Below are 21,118 nucleotides of genomic sequence, written 5' to 3'. Positions count from 1 at the left end.
GAAAAAGTTAGGATATGAACAATTTAAGTTTGACTTACTACGCTTCTTTCTTTCTTTAATTTTTCAATGTATTCATCAATACTAACCAATTCGTTGTTATCGTCAACTACATAAGTTCCAGCTAATCCTTTTCTAGCTTTTGCAATGTACCATATTGTTGCTGATAGAAGTATTACTAAAATTGATAGACTCTGAAATACATCGGGTGTTTGGAATGATAAAATTACACCAGTAGTATTTATTAATGTAGCTGATACTGGAATTATTAAAACTGGCAGTGATAAAGAATTAATCCTCCAATAGAATACTGGAACACCAAAACCGTCTATTATCCTTCCAGCTAGCCAAAAGACACTTGTTACAACACTAATCTCGTTAAAGGCATTTTGAACTGATCCTGTTATAATTATCGAAAATATTGCAAATAAAGCTGATAGAATTCCTACGAACATAGTTGCCATAATAGGTTCTTGTGTCTTATTAGTTTTTTCGAATAATTTAGGCATAGCTTTTTCTCTAGCTAAATTAAATAGAACCCTAGCACTGCCTACAGTTGTACCTATATTAGACGCTAATAAACTATTTATTGACATTAGCAATCCGATCATCACTATAGGAAGCCCAAATGCAAATAACTCTTGAATAAGTGGTTGATTAGAATTTTCTAAACTTGTTAAAGAACCGTTCCATAGAGCGACTAAACCATAAGTACCAGCTAGTATTGCAGAACCACCAATTATTAAAGACAACCACATACCAAATGTTATTGTTTTTCTAGGTACTTTAGATTCTTCGCCTAGATATGTTGATGCACCAGCACCAGATATGCTTACAATTGATAATATCATAGCAGTACCTATAGCGCTTAATGATGCACCAGAAGGACTAAAATAAGATAAACTAAAGCCCTTAGTTGCTACGGCATAAATGAACATTGCGTAAAGCATAATAACTTCTAGCGTAGCACTTACACTAACTATTTTACCTAACAAACTTCTTATATGAGTCGTAAATGAGATTATTGTTGGATAAAGCAAACCTAAAGCAATAAATAAGTATAATACGTAATCGGGGATAGTAACATTAACTATTTGTGAGTAAGTTTGAATGAGTAAATATATCGCTAAAGCGTTTACTGCATTTAGAGCTGAATAAGCTATAACTTCAATTACAGCTTCATAATAGGCAAGAGTTCTTTTTCTCCACGCTGCTGCACCATATGTATAATATCCTCCAGCCGAGGCTACTTTTGATGAATACCTTGTAAGTGTGTAAATCCATAATGCACTACCAATTAGAGCTAAAACTGTGGCAAAAACTACTGCCTTACCAGCATAAGCAATTGCGGCTGTTGTAGTAGAAACTACACTACCTAATGGTGCAGTAACTGCCATAGCTTGGCCGTAAGCTTCTCTTATACTCAAAGATCCTTTAGCAAGTCCCATCTAATCTCCCTATAAGCTTTTCTGTCCTAAATATTTTTAAAATTATCCTTAGTTATTCACGGAACTTTCAGCAAAGCTTATAGGGAGAACTCGTTAAAAAATATTAAATAGGCTTATAGGGAAAAAAGAAATTATTCAAAAATATGTGAGGAGAAACTGATCAATAATAAATAAAAATATTTATATCCTCACATAAATTAAGCCTTACTTATAAGCTCTATACATTTTGCAACTGATGTTTTTAGTTCTTCGAACCTAATTCTTACCTCTGGTGGAAAGGGCTTTTTAGGTTTTATTGAATTTAAAAGTTCTAAAGAAGAATTTAAAAGTGATTTGGCTTCATTCTCATTAAAAATTAATTTTTTATATGCCTCTTTTATTTTCTTAACTGCATCGTTCCATATTTTTAGATCTTCCTCAGTAATTTCCCCATCTTTTATTAGAAAAGTATGCATATCATCATTTACTAATGGTATATCATTATCTATTACCTTCCAAAGTATTGAAATAACTTCCTCATTCATCAACTAAAAATAACTAATTAAGCTTTATTAGAGTTATCTTTAATGTTAATTTATGATAAATGAAATTTTAGGATACATAACGACTATTTTAGCTGGATCAGCAATAGTACTTGGGGGCATTGTAGAGGGATATGGCTATGGATTATCTTTAGGAACTAATTGGCCTTATACTAATAATATAGTAGAACTAGCTGGAAAAGGAGACCCAGAGGCTATACATAGAATTGTAGCTACATTGGTAGGAATATTTTCCCTAATACTTCTCATTATAGATTTCAACACAATAACTATTATTGGTTTTATTAGTATTGTTGCTACTGCTCTTTTAGGGATGGCTACCTTGTACGTACTAGCTGGTAAATTACCTTCAATATTTCAAGGTTTTCATGATATAGCCGCTTATACAACATTCATTACTTATCTTATTTTAGCAACTGATTACATATCTCCATCAAAATATATTGGATTTCTTATAAGTGCAATAACTCCTCCTCATTTTCTTTATTTTGTAATATTTATGGGCGGTGTTGTTACTGGAACTAGAAGAATGAAATTAAGTATTGGTGATGTTAGAAAGCCTAAGAATAGACTTCAATGGGCATGGGTTATCCATGGTATAGTAGCTGCTATATTTTTCATAGCATTAATTATTCTAAGATACTGGATACCATTAGTATTTGCACTTATAGAAAGTGCAGTAGGATTATGGACTTATTATCAAATAAACAAAAATCCCACTAAACCTGGGGCTGTAATAGGTTTACATCAATTGTTTTCTCTTGCTGTAGTAGTATCACTAATATTTTTCAGCTGAGGTGCATGAAATCACAGCTCATTTGTGTGAAACTCATCATCTAAATTTTTTATCTCTAATCCTCCTTTTGAATCTGGCGTTAAATTATAGTACCTATAAAGAAGTTCTGCTACAGCCTCATATAATAATTCATTTATTGTAGTTCTATTAGAGTTTAAACTAGAAGAAGTAAATCTCCACGGTCTCCCTTGCAAAACTTTCGCTATCAATATAATTTCTTGTTCTGGCGTTAATGACCAATCTCTTTTTGCATCCCAGAAGTACTTTAAGGTAATCATGTGTATTCCATCCGCTGAAGATTCGTAGGGGCTAACACCTTGAACAAAAGCAAGAACCTTATCTACATAAATCCTATTTACATTAATCTCTTTATGCACTTTTATGCCATTTAATATTATTCTAGCAATTTCTGGATCCATGCTAAAGTATATATCATGTAATGTATTAAGTATCTTGTCTTTTAATATCATAGAAGCAATAAACGTTGCTTTTACAGCAGTCTCGCTAATTGGTTTTATCACCACAACTGGATAATCACCAAGTTTCTCATTTTTCTTAGGAGATACATGAACTGGGACATAACCATTTTTTATCCAAAAGTTCAATACTCTTGCATCCCCCATAAATGCTGAACCAACCCAATCCACACCCTCTTCCTTAGCACTCTCCTCTACCATATTCAACATTGTACTACCTAGACCCTTATCTTGGAGTTCTTGAACTATAGCTATTCTGACTATTCTCCATCCCTTCATTTTACCGAAGTCTCTAAGCCTTACGTGTTTTATTAATCTATCCGGTATTAGATCTCCATCAAAAGTACCACCTTTTAATGCTAAATCGATAAGACTATCTGGCAAGTCACCTTCTTGAGCTATTTGTACTACACCAATATATTTACCGTCTAATGTACTTAAAGTCTTAATCTTATGATGAACCCCATCAGCCATTATCATTAAATCGTTAGGATTATTCCTATAATGTGCAGTGACAAGTATACCATATATTTGTCTTAATTTATGATCATCGTTAAAGATTTCTTCAACATTTGCTGATTCGTATATTACGTGGCTTACATTTTGTGGAGGTTCATCGGGTTCTGCATCAAGAAGAAGTGTATCATATAACCATTTTTCTACTGGATCTCCTTCCGCATATCTAAGTGGTTTAATGAGCTCTTGCCACACTACAGAAACTTTTCTCGTAGTAAGAATTCTCTTTAAGTATCTTAGAAACGCCTTACCAGAACCTTCATAACCATGTACTGTAGTAACTAGTACTACTTTCTTCCACGTTTTGATTGCTGAATCTATGTATCCAATACCTATAGCTGCAGCTTCATCAACAACTAAAAGATCTCCTTCATCTTCTAGCGTTGCCTCTGGAATTTCATAATAAACTTTGAAATTTGAACCTTCTATGGATAGTGGGTAACCGTATATTGAGTCTTTACTCTTATAGGGAATTGATAATGCATCTAATCCTTTTTTAAGAAAAAGCATTAGTTGGGAAATACTAGTTGATGATGGGGCAGTTACAACTACTTTAAATTTCTTCTTTTTTTCTATTTTTGAAATTAATCCAGCTAGCCCTAAACCTGTTACTGCACTCTTTCCTCTACCCCTAGCCGATGTTATTACGAAAACTTTCTTTCCCCCACCCCTAATGGTATTAAAACTTTCTAGGACTTTGTTCTGATCTTTACTCATACAAAGTTTATGTAATTCTAAAGGCATAGAGAATTTCTTAGGAATTTGAGGTGAGGGTTTTTCTTTAACCTCTCCATTAAATGGTTTTGCTATATAATCAGAATTAATAATCATAAAAATTCCTTGATGTTCATTAAGTTTTCTTAAAAACCTCTTCTCATATACATCTCGTATATTTCCGTTCTTAATTATAGAATTTCTAAACAATTTATGTTCTATTAAATTATCAGTGTATAATATACCTATTCCTCCACCTCTCACTAAATCAATTAACCTTCCTATATAATTTGGTTCGAAGTTATCGATCAGATCTAGAATTACAACATCGAAAGTTGATCCTAAATATCTATCTGATGATGAATAATCTATATCTAGAACGTCTACTAAATTACGAATTTCATTAAGTCTATCTTTTGCCCCTTTAACCCATGGATGGAATGCATAAGCAATAGAGGGTTTTGAGTTAATTTTGAGGTAAAGCTGTAAAATTTCTTTTACATGATTTAGATAATTCTTATCTTGAATAAACACTAAATTTCTATAGTATCTTTTAATACCATCAACGATACTATTTTCAAGAAGTTTAAAGAATTCTTGTTTGTCCATTACTCATAGTTTGTATTTCTTCCTTAAAGCTTCTTCTACATCAATATTAGCAAGATTTGCTATTGAAAAAGCCCAGGCTATTACATCAGCCAACTCCTCTTCAATCGAATCCTTGTTGTTAGAGAGCAAGGCTTCAGCTAATTCTCCAATTTCTTCGACTAGCCATGTAAATGTTGCATATACTCCTCTTTCTGAGTCTTTCTTAAAATACATTTCTTTTAATTTTTCTTGCACGTATTTAACCTCCAATTCCTAGCTCCCTCTTTAATAATCTAATGTCATCTTTATCAATTTTTATATTCATTTTCATCTTTTGATTAAAATTGGCATCAACAAAATATACTTCTATCTCGCCTTTTTCAGAAATACTTTGTACGAATTTTTTGCTTACGAAATACTCTAAATACAATGGGTTTGACGGATCGTCATAAATTATATTCCTTAACACGACTTCTCCTTCCTCTCTATCGATTTCAAAATCTATATTAACATCTGTCCTCTTTGGCAAATCCTCTGTCATGCATATCACATACTCATCACAACACACTATGCAAGTTCCTTCCTTCAGTTGTGATTTTACATAATCTGGTATTTTCATTATACATGATGATTTATTTATTTCATTAAAAAAGTTATACTGATGAAAGTAGCTTATGGAAAGAAAGTCGTCGCTACGCAAAATTATATAGCAAGTTATGTAGGTGCAAAAGTTTTAGAGAATGGCGGGAATGCTTTTGACGCTGCAATAGCTATAAGCGCAACTTTATCAGTAGTTTTACCATATACAAGCGGATTAGGTGGTGATGGGTTTTTATTAGCAAAGACTCCAGAAGGAATAATAGCCTATAACGGATCTGGATGGGCACCTAAAGGTTTAAATGTAGAAAAAATACCTTCATCTAGACATCCCTCTACAGTAGTCGTACCGGGATTAGTGGATCTATGGAATTTTCTAATTGAAAGATATACCAGTATGAGTACCTATGAGCTATTAAAACCGGCAATAAGCCTAGCTACTAATGGATTTTATGTAAGTAAATCCCTTTACAAAGCTATAAAGAACTCGTCTAATATGCCAGAAAGTTGGATTAAAACTTATGGTAACCTTAACGCTGGCGATAAAGTTAAATTAAATGAAATGGGGCAAGTTTTAAAGATTATTGCTAAAGATCCCAGAGAGTTTTACGAAGGAAAAATTACTGAAGAAATTGTTTCTGGATTAAGGAAACAAGGCGTTAACGTGGATTTTTCAGATTTTGCTAACTTTAAGGGAGAAGAAGTGAAACCCTTAAAAACTACCTATAAAGATTACACATTATACGAACTACCTCCAAATACTCAAGGGATCTCGACACTCCAGGCACTTAAATTAGCAGAATTAAGTAATGTTAATAAGTTACCTTATGATGATGAGAAGAGAATAAATGAACATGTTAAAATATATGGTATAGTATATAGTGACAGAAATAACTATATAGCAGATCCGAGGTTTTATCCATTAGATGTTGATTTACTAGATGAAAGATATCTTAGGAATAGAATGAAAGAATTCAGAGTAATGATAGAAAAAATGAATACACAGGATACAACTTTCTTTGTGGTTTCTGATGGTGAGAATGAAATAGGGTTTATACAAAGTTTATTCTTTGCATTTGGCTCTGGTATAGTTGTTAAGGACATTCCATTTAATAATAGAGGATTTGGATTTACTGAAGGAAGAAATAAACCAGAACCTAGGAAAAGACCTTTGCATACTCTTTCTATTCTGATGGCTGAAAAGGAGGATGAGAATTTGATAATAGGATGTGCTGGAGGCGATTTGAGACCGCAGATTCATTCTCAAGTTTTTGAATATTATGCTGATTATGGGTTAGAAATTGATGAAGCGATAGAGGCTCCAAGGTTTATGTTTCTAGGAAGCAGAATAGTAGCTGAGAAGAGATTAAAGACAAAACATGAACAGCTTGATTACTATTCCCCAGAAGTTGGAGTTGTTCAAGCACTCAAAAGTAACAAAAAATACAATATTGCTGTAGCTGATCCTAGAAGTGAAGGGATTGCTTTAGTCGCTAATTAACTTTTTAATATCACATCCTACTTCCTTATAAGCTAAAATTACGGCACCTATTTCTGGTGATCTCTTTCCTAAATCACTTATTATTCCTTCTTTTTCTAGGTATAATGTAAAAAACTTATGATAAATATTAGATCTGAACATCCCTCCTTTCAAATAAACTTTATTAGTACCAATCTTTTTAGCAAGATATACCGCTTGGCTGGCTAATAATTCTGCGCCTTGTTTTAATATGTCTATCGCAACTGTATCACCTTCATTAGCTGCCTCATCTACAGCTTTAGCAATAGAAGCTATCAAATCTATTTGACAACTACTAGTATAAGACCACATAACAAGCTCATCTAGATCTTTTACATTTATCATTTCAAGTACCTTATTATATAATATGGTCTTATTTTCGAGACCGTCCATCATTTTTAAAACTTTTCTTAATGCCTTTCTTCCAACCCAGTAGGCAGAACCGTCATCTGATAATAACCAACCCCTACCACCAACTCTTAGAAATTCCTTCCCATTATACCCTTCCACTACGCTCCCAGTACCAGCAATTACTACTACTCCGGGCTCTCCTAAGGTCTCTGCGAACAGTGCAATAACACCATCATGCTGAATAATTACTTTAGGGGCTATTAATGAAGCTAGGGGTGTAAAATTTTCCCAATCGAATTTAGAATCAAGACCAGCCACACCCATACCTACTACATCAGCTTCACCTTTTGCAGCTATTTTTACTGCTTCTTTTATATTCTCAATAGCTCTTGTAAGTCCTACATTGTGATAATTTCCAGGCCCAGAAGAACCTTCTCCTATAAAATTACCTTCACAATCGTATGCGACTGCTTTAGTTTTAGTACCTCCTGCATCAACACCAACTATAATCATCATGAAAAAACTTTTTACTTAATAATTATTAAACATTATGATGAGAATTTTAATATTAGGTATCGATGGTTATCTTGGATGGCCTTTAGCGTTACGCTTAGCTAAAAGAGGCCATGAAGTAATTGGAATAGACAATCTTTCTACAAGGAGATTCTCAGAAGAGGTAGGATCGGATTCCGCATTTCCATTACCTAAACCAGAAGATAGAGTGAGAGAAGCAAAAAGACATTTAGATGTTGACATAACTTTTTATATAGGAGATGTGACTGATTACAATTTTTTAACTGAAATTATGAAAAAACATAAGCCAGACGCAATAGTACACTTTGCTGAGCAGAGATCTGCTCCCTATTCTATGAAAGATAGGGACCATGCAGTTTATACAGTTGTTAATAACGAAGTGAGTACTCTTAACGTAATTTATGCTGTTAAGCAAATAGATCCTACAATTCATATACTAAAGATGGGTACAATGGGTGAGTATGGCACACCTAACTTTGACATACCAGAAAGTATTTATGTCGAAGCAATAGTTAACGGTAAAAAAGATAAGATAATAGTTCCTAGAAAAGCTGGTTCTGTATATCATTGGACTAAAGTACATGATACTGATTTCTTACTTTACTTCCATGAACTTTGGGGATTAACAGTAACAGATATAATGCAAGGTCCAGTATACGGAACTAGAACTGAAGAGATTGTTGATGAGAGTTTAAGGACAAGATTTGATTTTGACGAAACTTGGGGAACAGTAGTGAATAGATTTTGCGTACAAGCGATTTTAGGAATTCCTTTAACGGTATACGGAAAGGGTGGACAAACTAGAGGTTTTATATCCCTAGAAGATAGTATGGAAGCTTTAACACTTCTCTTAGAGCATCCACCAAATCAGGGTGAATATAGAGTAGCTAACCAATTTGCTGAGATTTATAGTGTAAGAAAAATTGCTGAAATGGTGAAAAATGCTGGTGAAGAGCTCGGTCTAAAAGTAGAAATAGGACCATTACCGAACCCCAGAGTAGAGGCTGAAGAACATTATTATAACCCAGAAAGAAAAGTATTACCGTCACTTGGGTTTTACCCAAAGAAGAATCTAAAAGATGAGCTAAAGAATATGATAAAAGATTTATTACCATATAGAGAGAGATTAGAAAGATATAAAGACGCTATATTACCAAAAACTAAATGGAGAATGTAGTAGTTAAATTTTTATAAGAATACATTAATGCATCATAATAACTTTGAGGATCACCTACATTTAACCATTTTTCTTTTTCTAGTTTAATGGCATAAACTTCTCCGCCATCCTCAATTATTTTCTGAATACCATATGTTAATTCCAGTTCATTATTTTCTTTAACTGTTATCCTTTTTAAACTTTGAAATATTTTAGGAGAAAACACATATACCGCAGATATTCCTAGATTACTTTTAGGTTCTAAAGGTTTTTCTTCAGCTTGTGTAACAATATATAACTTATGGCCCATATACTCTCCTTTTTCTTTTACCGAAACTATACCGTATCTTTTAGGATTACTAACTTCTCTAACTAGAAGGATAGCATCAGGCTTTATTTCTTCAAACAACGAATTTGCTTCTCTATAACCCCCAGTTAACACACCATCATCAGCATGGACGAAAAAGGGATCATTATTTGAGAAGTCTTCAGCCCTTAATACAGCATCACCAAAGCCTTTAGGTTCTGGTTGGAAAACAAAAGTTACCCCCCTTTCGAAAAGATAATCCATTAAAAGTTTTCCATGTTTTCCCACAACAATACAAAATTTCTTTACTCCTACTTCTTGAAGGGAATCCATTATTAAATCAATCACTGGTCTCATTACAGTCTTTCCTTCTTCATTTCTAAATAAGGGTAGTAATGCTTTGGGCAAGACGGAAGTTATATATCTCATCCTACTTCCTTTACCTGCAGCAGTAATTACAGCTTTATTTACCATATTTCATCACGTTTTTTAAATCTGCCTTCTTTAATGCTTTAAATATTGAGGCAGCAATATAAGTATTTACTAATGGGGCAAAATCAGTAACGTAAAAACTGAAAAGTGTGTGATTACCAAGAAAATATACTGCTACAAATGCTAACCACATTATCCATGCAGACATCGTAAGTGTTATCAATTTTGTATCCTTTAGAATAAAGGCTAATGGAGTAGTTCCTACCCATAACCACATCAAAATTGGATTAGTAGATGCGTAGAAATTATAACCTAGATAAAATGGATGAACATCTAAGAACCAGTCCCATGGGGCGGATATTTGGGTTACAGCAGAGAGAGCAATATGACCGTTTGTTGAATCCCAACCTAACATATATAGGAAGGAATTATGAAACCATCCATCTAAACCACCGAAATAAATCATAATTGGAACAGAAAGTATTGCATAAGTTGCAGCTGGTATCCCTATGCCGTATATAGCCCTTTGAATAGGATTTTTCCTTAAATCTCCGACATAGAAAAGAAATGGTAAGAGTAGAGGAAATGCGCTCTCTTTTGAAGCAAACGCTAAGCCTAAGGCTATTGATGCCCATAAAAGTCTATTATCTGAAAGGAGTAGATAGACTGCCAATAACGAGAAGAAACCAACATAAACATCTAATATTGCTATTCCATGAATTACCCAAATGTTGGGAGATAACATTATTAGAGCTGCTGATACAAGACCTGCTACATTACCCCATAAATCACTACCCACTAATTTTCTAGTTAAGAGATAAGCAACTATTACAGTTAGATCACCCATTATCCAACTCGGTATTCTCCAAGCCAATGGTTTATAACCTAGAAGAAGGATGAAAATATCCATAAAGTATTTTCCTAATGGAGGATGTTCTGGATTAATATAAGTTTGAATGTTCTGTTCGTTTGAATAGGGAAAATACATTGGCGGCGTTACGTGGAATATTAGTTTTAATATATTATATGCTGCTGTAGGATACCATACTTCATCTCCAATATAACCCTGAACTGGACCAAATGTAATTACAGTATAATACGTGTAGATAGCTAAGGCTACAACAAGAATTATAACTGATATAAGAGTAATTTTATTCATTAAAAAAACGTTTATTCCAACATTTTTAAAACTTCTCCAACTTTTTTCCTTTCATGAACTAGTGCTGAGATTGCTCTAGCCATTTTATCTGGTTCTTTTGCTTGCCAAAGATTTCTTCCAACAGTAACACCAGAGGCACCAGCTTCAATAGCATCATTAAGCATTGAAAGAAATTCTTCATCATTTTTAGTCTTAGGACCTCCCCTAATTAAAATAGGGGCAAATGCTACATCAATAACCTTCTTAAAACTCTCCTTATCACCAGTATAATCAACTTTTAAGATATCAGCACCTATTTCTGACGCTAAGCGTGTTACATATTTAACTAATTCTGGATCCTTTATCGAATCTGGATTATCTGGTGAAACATATAACGGTTCAATTATAAATGGTATACCGTAATCATTTGCCTCTCTTCTGAGCATTGCTAACGTATCTAAGTTAACTCCTTCAACTTGGTCTTCACCATAACCTACTACTAAATATGTCACTACTGCATCGGCGCCAGCTTCAATAGCATCTCTTATACTGTATACTGCGGAATAATATCCGCTTTCATACTTTTTGTATTGCTGCCTCCAAACATTTGCAGTATCTAATCTTGCAATTAACATAGGTGAGGATCTCGAGAAAAAGTTTTCTTTAACAAGTTTAACCATAGCTGGTGTCATTTGTAATGCGTCTGGTCCGTTAAACGCTATTTTCTTTACGACGTCTACAACTTTTTCAATTCCTTTTAGTGGACCCATTACAAGTCCGTGATCTAAAGCAACTACAAATGCTTTTCCGTGTTCAAAAAGCCTCCTCATTCTTATTTCTAAACCAACCATCAATGTATAACTTACATTCCTACATAAGAATTTTTCTTAGCTCCTTTATTGCAGATCTTATGAAATTTCTTGCATAAGAGCTAAACAAATAGTTTATACTAATATATAAGATAGAAGCTAATAATCCATATTCTATCATATTAATATAGGAAACAAAGTTTAGCTGTAGGAAAATAAATGAGATTAAACCACCAGAGAGTATAGATACGATAATATCTCGTTTGGGGATTTTGAAGTTGTATTCCTTTTTAGAGATAGAGTAGGAAGTAAGAAGTAACCAAACAGAGTTTATGAGGACTCCCAATGACATTCCAATAGCTATAATGTATGGTGGGAAGCTTCTCAGAATAAAAACAGATATCACAGATGCAACTACACCAATAATACTAAATGTGATATTAGTAACGTTTAATTTTGCAGTAATACCTTTAAACGGGTTTTCTGACTCTTCTAAGCCTAATGCTTTATCTTTCATTACTATAGAGTAATAGAATATTGAATATATTCCTCTCATATAATTAGAAAGAGACAAGACAATCAAAGCGTATATGGCTGTGAGATAATCTCTCCTTATATGGAAAAGTAATGCATGACCTTCACTTACTACTACAACAAGCCATAAAGTTGATATTAAAAAGTATAGTCTCAAAGAAGTAGTTATAATGCTAGGGTCCTTAGTTTCTCCAAGCTTTGCAATTAACCCGTCATAAAGAGCATAAGACCACGAAACTACATTAGCAATTATTAAGGCTGACTCAAAATATGCGATTGGAATATCGTTATGAAGTATAACAATTGTCAACCATACGATTGTTGCCTCTAAAATGAGCTGTAAATAATAAATTATTGTCACTATAGATTTTTTAACAGTTATGATAGCTGTCTTTATGTCAAATTTTAAGTTAGCTTTTATTCTAAAACTACTTAAGAGTGCTTGAGTAATATATCCTGCAAGATATGCGTAAATTACTCCTAGTATAGATAGGTGAAATGCATAGAAAGCTACTAAAACTATTATAAGTCTAACTACCTGGAAGGCAACAGTAATTGTCCCTATTACTAAAGGGGTTTTACCCCTGGCTATGGCATAAACTATTCGATAAACATAAAATGAGACTATCAAGAGAGAAGCCATATAAAAAGCAAAATAATCTGGGTAATTTACAGCTGATACTAAATAAGGAACTAGAAAAATGTAAATTGTAGCACTTATTGCACCAAATAAGAGATTAAAGAAAAGTATTCCTCCTACCGGTTTATTTTCACTTGCATACCTTGAAGTTAATGTGGAGAAAATATCAGCAGGTATTGTAAAATATCCCAAAACTAAAACGTATAATGATTGCCAAGAGGCAAAAACCACTTCGCCATTAGGCAAAGAACTGAGATACTTTGCTACTAAATAAGTAAAGATAAATGAAAGGGGTGAAGTTATAATACGTAAGAATAAATTTCTTACGCCAGTATAAACTAGTCTAACCTCTTGCTGTTTTTCGGTCATTCATGCAAACAGAATAAGTAGTACTTTAAATGTTTTATCAAATCTTTACACTCACACTCTACATTAATGTTTTTATATTTCGTTGGTTCCACATATTGTAGATTTAAACACTCTGAAGAATTATATATTTGGATTACTAAATCATTAAATTTTACTTTCCTATCTTTACTAATTTTCAAAAGAATCTCATACCATTCCTTTGGAATACTAATTTTCATATTAGATAGAATAGTGAAAAAAGTTTAATATTCACCCATTGTTTCAAACATATCATCAATAGCCCTTGTAATATCTCTAATAGATATAATGCCTTTCAAATTACCTTTATCATCAACAACCGGTAAATGCCTTATATTGAATTGCCTCATTAACGCTAAGGCTCCAGTTATTGGTGAATCTTCTCTAATTGTTATTAATGAAGCCGTCATAAACTCTTCAGCTTTAGTTTCTAAACCCTTACCTTTACCTATTGCTTTTACTATGTCTCTTTCAGTAATTATACCAACCGGTTTATTCCCATCCACAACTATAACAGATCCTATATTTTTCTCAGTCATGACTTTAGCTATGTCACTTAACTTAGCATCTTTTGTAACTGATATGACTTGGGTTTTCATATATTCTTTTACTATTTCTTCCTCCATAGTATAATATTTGATAAAGAGATTAAAAAGAATAACTTATGCAAAACCTTAAAGCAAATGGGAAACTTTGGAAAAGTTTTTAAACGCATAATGTAAGTAAAAGTTTGAAATGATTTGGGAAGTAACTAAATTAAGAATAAGTATGATACTCTCAGCAATTGCAATATTAGCTCTAGGTTTCGCATTAATCTACGGCATATTAGGCTACTTCTTTGGCTTCTCTAATGCACCATTACTTATTACTGGAGCTTTAGCGTTTGTAACAATATTTACACTACTCCAATGGTTATTCGGGCCAGCTTTAATAAAATCAATTTATCATCTTACTGAAGTAGACCCTACTGATCCACAATATGGATGGGTTTATAATCTCGTTCAAGAGGTCGCTATGTATAATAGAATGAATACACCAAAAGTTTACATAGCTAATGTACCATTTCCAAACGCTTTTGCCTTCGAAAGCCCTATTTATGGTAAGAACATGGCAATTACATTGCCTTTATTAAGAATGTTAACTCCGGAAGAAGTAAAAGCAGTTATAGGTCATGAGATAGGTCACCTTAGACATAAAGATACAGAATTACTTTTGGCAGTGGGGCTTATCCCAACTCTGCTCTACTGGATAGGTTACGGATTATGGTGGGGAGGACTGCTTGGTGGAGGTGGAGGAGGTAGAAACGATAATTCTGGAATCCTATTCTTAATCGGAATAGCATTAATAGCATTCAGCTTCCTGTTTAATCTATTTGTACTCTTCCTTAACAGAATGAGAGAAGCATACGCTGACGTTAACTCTGCAATAACAGTCCCTAATGGTGCTAAGAATTTGCAAACAGCATTAGCTAAAATCGTATTATCTACAGATCCAGATATAATTGAAAGGTATAAGAAAAAATACGGACAAATAGGAAGTATGCTATTATTCTCTGGTTTTCAAATAAACGAAGATATACCAGCTTATAAAGTTCAAGAATTAGTAGAATATTGGAGAAATATAAAGGTAAGCCCATTTGCAGACATCTTTAGCGATCATCCACACCCAGCAAAAAGAATACAATTATTAGAAAAACTTACTCATACTCAATAGTCGCTGGGGGTTTTGTCGTTATATCATAAACAACTTCCTTGATTTTTTTATCATTAATTTCATGTGCTATTTTTTCAAGGATATTCCAATTTATCTTGGCAAAATCTGCTGTCATAAAATCTTGTGTATTTACAGCTCTAATTCCTATGGTATAAATACCCTCTGGGTTTTTATCCTTTATCTTAACGACCACATGAGTTATATTATAACTTGTAAGTTTTTCCATAATTTCTCTTAAGCTCTCGTAATCTTTCCTGCATTCGATACCAGCTATATTACCATAAGCCCTTACATCACCTTTAACACCAGTAGCTAATGTTTTATATACCTTAACATCACATCCTACCTCATTACTTAACTCTTTATTATACTCTGCAGCAGAGTCAAAAATGACTGCAAAATACTGAGAGAGGTTTAATTCAGATAAGTTCTTTTCCACAGTAGTAGTTACTTTCCTCAAGATTTCAAGTTTTTCTCTAGTTAACCTACCTACAACTCTAACAAGTAGTCCTGGGCCTGGAAAAGGTTGCCTATTATATATATCCCTAGGTAAACCTAAGTATTTTGCTAATGCCCTAACCTCATCTTTATATAAATCAGCTAAAGGCTCAACAACTTTAAATCCCCATTCTTTTTCAGTATCTATACCTAATTGTACTAGAACATTATGCTGTGTTTTTATACCACCTTGTGTTTCTACCCAATCAGCAGCAATTGTTCCTTGTATTAAATATTTTGCATTAAACTCTTTTACGATTCTTGATAAAGTATCATAAAATAATTGCCTGAATTTTTTCCTTTTCTCTTCAGCATCTGACATACCCTCTAATGATGATATGAATTTTTCTCTCTCGTCAATAACTTGTAGAGGCATTAAATCTTTAAGCATATTCTTTACATTCTCAGCTTCGTTTTCTCTTAAAAAACCCGTATCTATCATAACTGGAATTACTTTATCCCCTAGAATCTTATACGATAAAACTGCGGCTGTTGTACTATCAACACCACCACTTACTGCTGCTATAGCTCTACTATCAACAATTTCCTTTAATTGAGGAGAGATCTCATCAACAAATTTTTGTGGGTCAAAACTCATTGATTTAACTGACTAAAAATAAATTAATAAATTCACCTATATATTTATTTGATTAAGTAAATCCACATCAATATAACGTTTAAATATATTAGCTAATCTCTCAGATTGATCCTTTATTTCCTCCTCAAGACTTTTACTATTAACTTTTATACCATATAATTCATATAGAAGTTTTTTACCTCCATCAGAAAATAGAGAGCCATGAATACTATAACCTAATTTATCATCTTTTATAGCGCCATCATAAACATTCACTTCCTTATATCCACGCTTAGTAATTGTTAAGATAGGCTTTTCGTTCAAATATTTTATTTTTCCTCTTCTAATTTCATAACCATTGACTTTTATATCAGACCAGCTTCTAGAAATAATTTTATCTTTATCATATATAACTTCAATATCGAATATTCCTAGGCCTTGATATTCCTTTATAGACCCACTTTCATAACCATAAGCGTCTATAAGCTTTTTACCCATAAGTTGAAAACCACCACATATTCCTAGGACTGGTTTCTTTCTAATATGTTCAATAAAACCCTTCTCCGTTAACCATACTAGGCTTTCAAACGTATTTCTACTACCAGGTATAATAACTAAGTCGACTTTAGATAATTGTGAAGGCTTTTTAATAAATTTAATATGCGCATTTGATTTATTAAATGCATAAAATTCGTTAAAATTACTCATATAAGGGTAAGCTAGTATACCTACTTCGATATCTCCTTCACCGAATTCAAATATGTTCATTGAATCTTCTTGCATTATTGGAGGTTCATCAAAATAAGGAAGATAACCTAAATATTTCATCCCAGTTTTTTCTTCAAGCCATTTTATAGCTGGGTTAAGTAACTTTTCATCTCCTCTAAACTTATTGATTATAAAACCTTTCAAGTTCTTTCTTATACTTTCTGGAAGAGTAAGATATGCACCATAAGCTGAAGTAAATGCTCCTCCTCTATCTATATCTAGAACTAGTATAACGGGAAGATTAAACTCTTTTACTAACCTTACCAGCGTTAAGTCTTTATCTATAAAATTTGGTTCAATTCCTCCAGCAGATTCAATTACAGCATCTCTTCTAATATAATCCTTAATTTTCCACCATAATTTTTCTATTTTATTATAGTACTCTTCAGCTGAATATACTCCGATAGGAGTACCAAAGTAAATAACTTCTATTCCTTTACCTGCAGGCTTTAATAGAATAGGATTCATATATCTTTCTGGTTCAATTCCCTTTGCAAACGCCTGATATGCTTGGATAAAAGCTATTTCTCCATTATCCATAGTAGGAAAGCTATTTAGCGACATATTTTGTATTTTCATAGGAGTTAAACCTAGTAATTTAACGATAGCTGTTGTTACTGTCGATTTCCCAGAATCACTCATAGTAGAAGCTATAATAATTGCCACATGATAGCATAACAAGATGAAAATATTTAAAAAGATTGCCTCACAAATCTCATTCTTTACTATTATTCCCTCGACAAAAGCAACTTTAGAGGAGGTTGCTAGTGCTTCCTTTATCTCACCAATAATTGTTGGAGTAATCACGGCTTTAATCGACTATTCTGTAGTATCTGTAACGTCAAAGGTTTTGGGCAATGTTGCCTTCCTCCTTCTATTACCTACTGTGGAGATTATTAGAGGTTTTCATCATCTAGATGGGTTACTTGATTTTGGAGATGCACTAATGGCTAAAGATTATAACAAGAAAATTAAGGCTTTACATGACGTAGAGGTAGGAGCTGGTGGAATAGGCTTACTATTAGTGTATGTTTCAATTTTTCTTACCGTGTTGCTATCTATCAAAACTTTATCTTTTTATTCTTTGTTAATTGCAGAAGTTGAAAGTAGAGCTTTAGGAATCCTTTTATTAGCTATAATGCCTCCAATAGAAATAAGTTATATGGGGAAGATTTTTCATAATAATCTAAATAATAAATGGAAAATATTGTCAATTATAGTTGAGGTAGTACTTTTCGGAAATCCTTACATATTAATTTCGTTCGCTATTCTATTACTCTTTTTCTACTTTCTAGGATACTCGACTCTAAGGGGGAGTTCTGGAGATTTTATAGGAGCCGTAATAACTTTATCATTTCCCATATTTCTACTTATAGCGGAAAGAAGATGCTACCTATTCTTTACCTCGCTATTCTCTTTGATTTAACCCTAGGAGAGCCTCCAGTCTATATTCATCCAGTCGTTTGGGTTGGCAAAATATCTGAGAAAATGATAGTACCTTATAAGGGCTATTTATACGGAGTCTTTGTATGGGTAATTAGTGTAATACCAGTCCTAATTCTACTTCTAATCCCGCTATATATCCCTAGCGTAATAATACAGACTATACTTCTTACTTTTTTCCTTAAGACTAGTTTTTCTATCAAAATGCTTTATGAACTGGTAAAAAAGTCTATCCCAGTTAATAGAGAAAATAGAAAGTATGCACAACAGTTAGTTAGAAGAAATGTATATGAACTCGATGATCCTCATGTAGCCTCAGCAGTTATTGAATCTTTATTTGAAAGTCTCATTGATGGTATAACTTCACCTATTTTCTGGTTCCTTATTCTTGGCTATCCTGGTGCACTTCTACAAAGATTTTCTAATACAATGGATAGTATGGTTGGTTATAAAACACTAGAGTTACAGAAAGAGGGATGGTTTTCTGCGAAAGTTGACACTATCATGAATTATATACCTTCTAGGCTCACTGGAATCCTAATGATTATAGCTGGATACCTCCTTGGATATAAGCCTAGAGATTTATGTAAGACCCTTAAGAGTAGCGGGATTGAAAGTTTGAATGCCAGATACCCAATATCTTTTGCTTCATCTATACTGCATGTGAAACTTGAAAAACCAGGTTATTATTCAGTAGGCGAAGGTAATTTGCCTAAAGAAGATGACGTAAGAAGAGCATTAAGACTTTTTGTCGCAACCTTAGTACTTTATTTTACCTTAATCTCAATCATATATTATTACCTTTATGGCCTCTCCTTGCTTAGCTACCCTTACGGCCTCATTAAATTCATCTAATGGAAACCTATGGGTTATCAGTTTTTTAACATCAACTTTTCTTTCATAAATTAATTTCAGTGCTTCTTTTGTATCTTCTTCCACTGCAGCATTACTTGATATTATTGAAATTTCATTATTTAAAAGCTCACTAATATCGTAATTCAAGACTGTTCCTTTATACGGAACACCAAATAGTAATACGTATCCCCCTTTTCTCACTGAAAGTAGTCCAGATAATATAGCTGAAGGAGACCCCGAGGCTATTATCGCTACATCAGCTCCTCTACCATCTGTTAATTTCTTAACTTCACTTGGTATATCAGTCTTTCTAGCATTTAACGAGTAGTCTGCTCCTACTTTGGTAGCATATTCAATTCTAAAATCTGATACGTCAGATGTTATAACAGTACTGGCACCATTAGCCTTAGCCATCATTACGTGTAATAAACCCATAGGTCCAGCTCCAACCACTAAGACACTATCTCCCTTATTTATTTTTACCCTTCTCTGCGCTCTCACAACAGTAGCTAATGGTTCTATAAAAGCTCCTTCATCAAAAGATACAGAGTCTGGTAAAATTAAAATTCCTCCCCTTATTACATTCCAGGCCGGTACCCTAAAGTACTCAGCAAATCCGCCAGGGTCAAGATTTGTTTTCCTATAATAAGGACACATTGTAGGACTACCGTGAGTACAATAGTAACACTCATAGCAAGGAACATGGTGGTGAGCAAATACTCTTTGTCCTGATTTTAAGAAATCTACACTAGATTCGTCTATTATTCCAGCTGGCTCATGCCCTAGTATTGGCTGAGATGCTGTGTATTGTCCACAAATTTTTTCTACATCTGTACCACATAATCCGCAAGCTTTCATCTTAACTATAACATCACCTTTATCCTTAATTATAGGCTTAGGTATCTCCTTAATTACAACCTTTCCGTTCTCTAAAAGTACAGCTTTCACAAGTTGTTAGTAATGAGCTTAAAATAAATCTCTTTCTTCTTATGCGAAACTAAAAGAGATATATAGTATTTCCGCGTAATAGTTATTGTGAATTTAATTATTTTCGCCATACTCCCTCTCATATTTATAGGAGATCGTTTACAGCTAAGGAGATTAAAATCTTTATTTACTATACAAGGAATAAGAATATTTCTTGATAATAATGAGAGTGTAAACGCATATATAATAGGTAAAAATTTAGTAATAACTAAAGGCTTTCTAAAACTAGATAAATCCGAACAAAGAGCAATATTAGCCCACGAAATGTCACATATTGTACTTAACCATTACCTAAAGATGAAAATATTCGTAGCTGTAGGGTTATTATTCTCATTATTTCTGTTTCAGTTTAATATTGTTCTTTCACTGATTTCCTTGATTTTGATCTTTTTATTGCAAAAATTTATAAGTAAAAGGCAAGAGATCCAAGCTGATAGGCTTGCATATTCTATAGTTGGAGATGAACTTAAACTAGTCATTAAAAAATATGGAGACGTAGAGTCTAGCATATTCTCTTCTCATCCAACTATAAACACGAGACTTAAGATGTTAAGTTTTTAACAATACTTTTCTCCCGTTTGTCCCTACACTTTCATTTCACTCATTTTATCTTCAATCATGATCGAGTGTAGGGGCTTAACCCTCAACCACCTACTGGTAGATGGGTCATGGGACTCCTTTGAGCCCAACGGCACGGGACTCACATCTCCGTTATCTCCCTCACCCTTTTGGGCATAGCCCACATCGGTGTGAGAGATCATCTTTATCGGAAAAATTTTAACATTATCAAATATAA

The 21,118-nt window shown here is 33.3% G+C and carries 22 protein-coding genes; 7 read left to right on the top strand and 15 right to left on the bottom strand.

Features of this window, described 5'->3' with window-relative positions:
- Nucleotides 1-23: 23 nt before the first annotated feature.
- Nucleotides 24-1,445: an APC family permease gene (locus D1869_RS12900; RefSeq protein WP_156015446.1), complete on the bottom strand. Its 1,422-nt coding sequence runs from the start codon at nucleotides 1,443-1,445 to the stop codon at nucleotides 24-26.
- A gap of 197 nt (nucleotides 1,446-1,642) precedes the next feature.
- Nucleotides 1,643-1,969 (bottom strand): hypothetical protein, encoded by a 327-nt coding sequence (locus D1869_RS12895; RefSeq protein WP_156015445.1) that lies wholly within the window; start codon nucleotides 1,967-1,969, stop codon nucleotides 1,643-1,645.
- 52 nt (nucleotides 1,970-2,021) lie between these two features.
- Between D1869_RS12895 and D1869_RS12890 the strand changes: the two genes are divergently transcribed.
- Nucleotides 2,022-2,783, top strand: a complete 762-nt coding sequence (locus tag D1869_RS12890) for a cytochrome C oxidase assembly protein (protein ID WP_156015444.1) — start codon at nucleotides 2,022-2,024, stop codon at nucleotides 2,781-2,783.
- Between the two features lie 11 nt (nucleotides 2,784-2,794).
- On the opposite strand, the gene D1869_RS12885 is transcribed toward D1869_RS12890, so the two are convergent.
- Genes D1869_RS12885 through D1869_RS12875 form a run of 3 tightly spaced genes read right to left on the bottom strand, consistent with a single transcriptional unit; the run spans nucleotide 2,795 to nucleotide 5,696 of the window.
- Complete coding sequence (locus D1869_RS12885; RefSeq protein ID WP_156015443.1) at nucleotides 2,795-5,098, bottom strand: tRNA(Met) cytidine acetyltransferase TmcA; 2,304 nt, start codon at nucleotides 5,096-5,098, stop codon at nucleotides 2,795-2,797.
- 3 nt (nucleotides 5,099-5,101) lie between these two features.
- The gene (locus D1869_RS12880) at nucleotides 5,102-5,347 is read right to left on the bottom strand and encodes a MazG nucleotide pyrophosphohydrolase domain-containing protein (RefSeq protein WP_052846780.1); all 246 of its coding nucleotides are present in this window, start codon (nucleotides 5,345-5,347) and stop codon (nucleotides 5,102-5,104) included.
- Complete coding sequence (locus D1869_RS12875; RefSeq protein WP_156015442.1) at nucleotides 5,337-5,696, bottom strand: hypothetical protein; 360 nt, start codon at nucleotides 5,694-5,696, stop codon at nucleotides 5,337-5,339. The genes D1869_RS12880 and D1869_RS12875 overlap by 11 nt, the downstream gene beginning before the upstream one ends.
- A gap of 42 nt (nucleotides 5,697-5,738) precedes the next feature.
- Here D1869_RS12875 and D1869_RS12870 point away from each other — a divergent pair, with 42 nt between their 5' ends.
- The gene (locus tag D1869_RS12870) at nucleotides 5,739-7,175 is read left to right on the top strand and encodes a gamma-glutamyltransferase family protein (protein ID WP_156015441.1); all 1,437 of its coding nucleotides are present in this window, start codon (nucleotides 5,739-5,741) and stop codon (nucleotides 7,173-7,175) included.
- Here D1869_RS12870 and D1869_RS12865 read toward each other — a convergent pair.
- Nucleotides 7,161-8,057 carry a BadF/BadG/BcrA/BcrD ATPase family protein gene (locus D1869_RS12865; RefSeq protein ID WP_156015988.1) on the bottom strand — a complete coding sequence of 299 codons (897 nt, stop codon included), beginning with the start codon at nucleotides 8,055-8,057 and terminating at the stop codon, nucleotides 7,161-7,163. The two genes, D1869_RS12870 and D1869_RS12865, sit on opposite strands and share 15 nt — an antisense overlap.
- Nucleotides 8,058-8,097: 40 nt before the next feature.
- Here D1869_RS12865 and agl3 point away from each other — a divergent pair, with 40 nt between their 5' ends.
- Entirely contained in the window at nucleotides 8,098-9,255 is a 1,158-nt protein-coding gene (gene agl3 / locus D1869_RS12860; RefSeq protein ID WP_156015440.1) for a UDP-sulfoquinovose synthase, read from the top strand.
- Here the strand turns inward: agl3 and D1869_RS12855 are convergent.
- From D1869_RS12855 to D1869_RS12835, 5 genes are all read right to left on the bottom strand, one after another.
- Complete coding sequence (locus D1869_RS12855) at nucleotides 9,239-10,015, bottom strand: nucleotidyltransferase family protein (RefSeq protein ID WP_156015439.1); 777 nt, start codon at nucleotides 10,013-10,015, stop codon at nucleotides 9,239-9,241. The two genes, agl3 and D1869_RS12855, sit on opposite strands and share 17 nt — an antisense overlap.
- Nucleotides 10,005-11,132, bottom strand: a complete 1,128-nt coding sequence (locus D1869_RS12850; protein ID WP_156015438.1) for a glycosyltransferase family 39 protein — start codon at nucleotides 11,130-11,132, stop codon at nucleotides 10,005-10,007. The genes D1869_RS12855 and D1869_RS12850 overlap by 11 nt, the downstream gene beginning before the upstream one ends.
- Before the next feature lie 11 nt (nucleotides 11,133-11,143).
- Complete coding sequence (locus D1869_RS12845; protein WP_156015437.1) at nucleotides 11,144-11,962, bottom strand: class I fructose-bisphosphate aldolase; 819 nt, start codon at nucleotides 11,960-11,962, stop codon at nucleotides 11,144-11,146.
- 19 nt (nucleotides 11,963-11,981) lie between these two features.
- Nucleotides 11,982-13,463: an MATE family efflux transporter gene (locus D1869_RS12840; RefSeq protein WP_156015436.1), complete on the bottom strand. Its 1,482-nt coding sequence runs from the start codon at nucleotides 13,461-13,463 to the stop codon at nucleotides 11,982-11,984.
- Nucleotides 13,464-13,705: 242 nt separating this feature from the next.
- Complete coding sequence (locus D1869_RS12835) at nucleotides 13,706-14,107, bottom strand: CBS domain-containing protein (RefSeq protein WP_156015435.1); 402 nt, start codon at nucleotides 14,105-14,107, stop codon at nucleotides 13,706-13,708.
- Between the two features lie 109 nt (nucleotides 14,108-14,216).
- On the opposite strand from D1869_RS12835, the gene htpX reads away from it, so the two are divergent.
- On the top strand, nucleotides 14,217-15,194 hold the full coding sequence (gene htpX / locus D1869_RS12830) for a zinc metalloprotease HtpX (RefSeq protein WP_156015434.1): 978 nt from the start codon (nucleotides 14,217-14,219) through the stop codon (nucleotides 15,192-15,194).
- On the opposite strand, the gene D1869_RS12825 is transcribed toward htpX, so the two are convergent.
- Both D1869_RS12825 and D1869_RS12820 read right to left on the bottom strand, forming a co-directional pair.
- A complete protein-coding gene (locus D1869_RS12825; protein ID WP_156015433.1) occupies nucleotides 15,178-16,290 on the bottom strand; it encodes a GMP synthase (glutamine-hydrolyzing) in 1,113 nt (370 codons plus the stop codon). The two genes, htpX and D1869_RS12825, sit on opposite strands and share 17 nt — an antisense overlap.
- 36 nt (nucleotides 16,291-16,326) lie before the next feature.
- Complete coding sequence (locus D1869_RS12820) at nucleotides 16,327-17,703, bottom strand: cobyric acid synthase (RefSeq protein ID WP_156015432.1); 1,377 nt, start codon at nucleotides 17,701-17,703, stop codon at nucleotides 16,327-16,329.
- A 16-nt stretch (nucleotides 17,704-17,719) separates the two neighbouring features.
- On the opposite strand from D1869_RS12820, the gene cobS reads away from it, so the two are divergent.
- Nucleotides 17,720-18,463: an adenosylcobinamide-GDP ribazoletransferase gene (gene cobS, locus D1869_RS12815; RefSeq protein ID WP_156015431.1), complete on the top strand. Its 744-nt coding sequence runs from the start codon at nucleotides 17,720-17,722 to the stop codon at nucleotides 18,461-18,463.
- Nucleotides 18,424-19,335 carry a cobalamin biosynthesis protein gene (locus D1869_RS12810; protein WP_156015430.1) on the top strand — a complete coding sequence of 304 codons (912 nt, stop codon included), beginning with the start codon at nucleotides 18,424-18,426 and terminating at the stop codon, nucleotides 19,333-19,335. Before cobS ends, D1869_RS12810 begins: the two co-directional genes overlap by 40 nt.
- On the opposite strand, the gene D1869_RS12805 is transcribed toward D1869_RS12810, so the two are convergent.
- On the bottom strand, nucleotides 19,264-20,283 hold the full coding sequence (locus D1869_RS12805) for a zinc-dependent dehydrogenase (RefSeq protein WP_010980425.1): 1,020 nt from the start codon (nucleotides 20,281-20,283) through the stop codon (nucleotides 19,264-19,266). The two genes, D1869_RS12810 and D1869_RS12805, sit on opposite strands and share 72 nt — an antisense overlap.
- 87 nt (nucleotides 20,284-20,370) lie before the next feature.
- Between D1869_RS12805 and D1869_RS12800 the strand changes: the two genes are divergently transcribed.
- Nucleotides 20,371-20,883 carry a M48 family metalloprotease gene (locus D1869_RS12800; protein ID WP_184651016.1) on the top strand — a complete coding sequence of 171 codons (513 nt, stop codon included), beginning with the start codon at nucleotides 20,371-20,373 and terminating at the stop codon, nucleotides 20,881-20,883.
- Between the two features lie 23 nt (nucleotides 20,884-20,906).
- Here the strand turns inward: D1869_RS12800 and D1869_RS15205 are convergent, their stop codons facing one another.
- Complete coding sequence (locus D1869_RS15205) at nucleotides 20,907-21,083, bottom strand: hypothetical protein (protein WP_196772265.1); 177 nt, start codon at nucleotides 21,081-21,083, stop codon at nucleotides 20,907-20,909.
- Between the last annotated feature and the right edge of the window lie 35 nt (nucleotides 21,084-21,118).

It is taken from the genome of Sulfurisphaera ohwakuensis, assembly GCF_009729055.1.
Lineage (GTDB): Archaea > Thermoproteota > Thermoprotei_A > Sulfolobales > Sulfolobaceae > Sulfurisphaera > Sulfurisphaera ohwakuensis.
The sequence above is the reverse complement of the archived record's forward strand: the minus strand, read 5'-3'. Positions and strand labels throughout refer to the sequence as shown.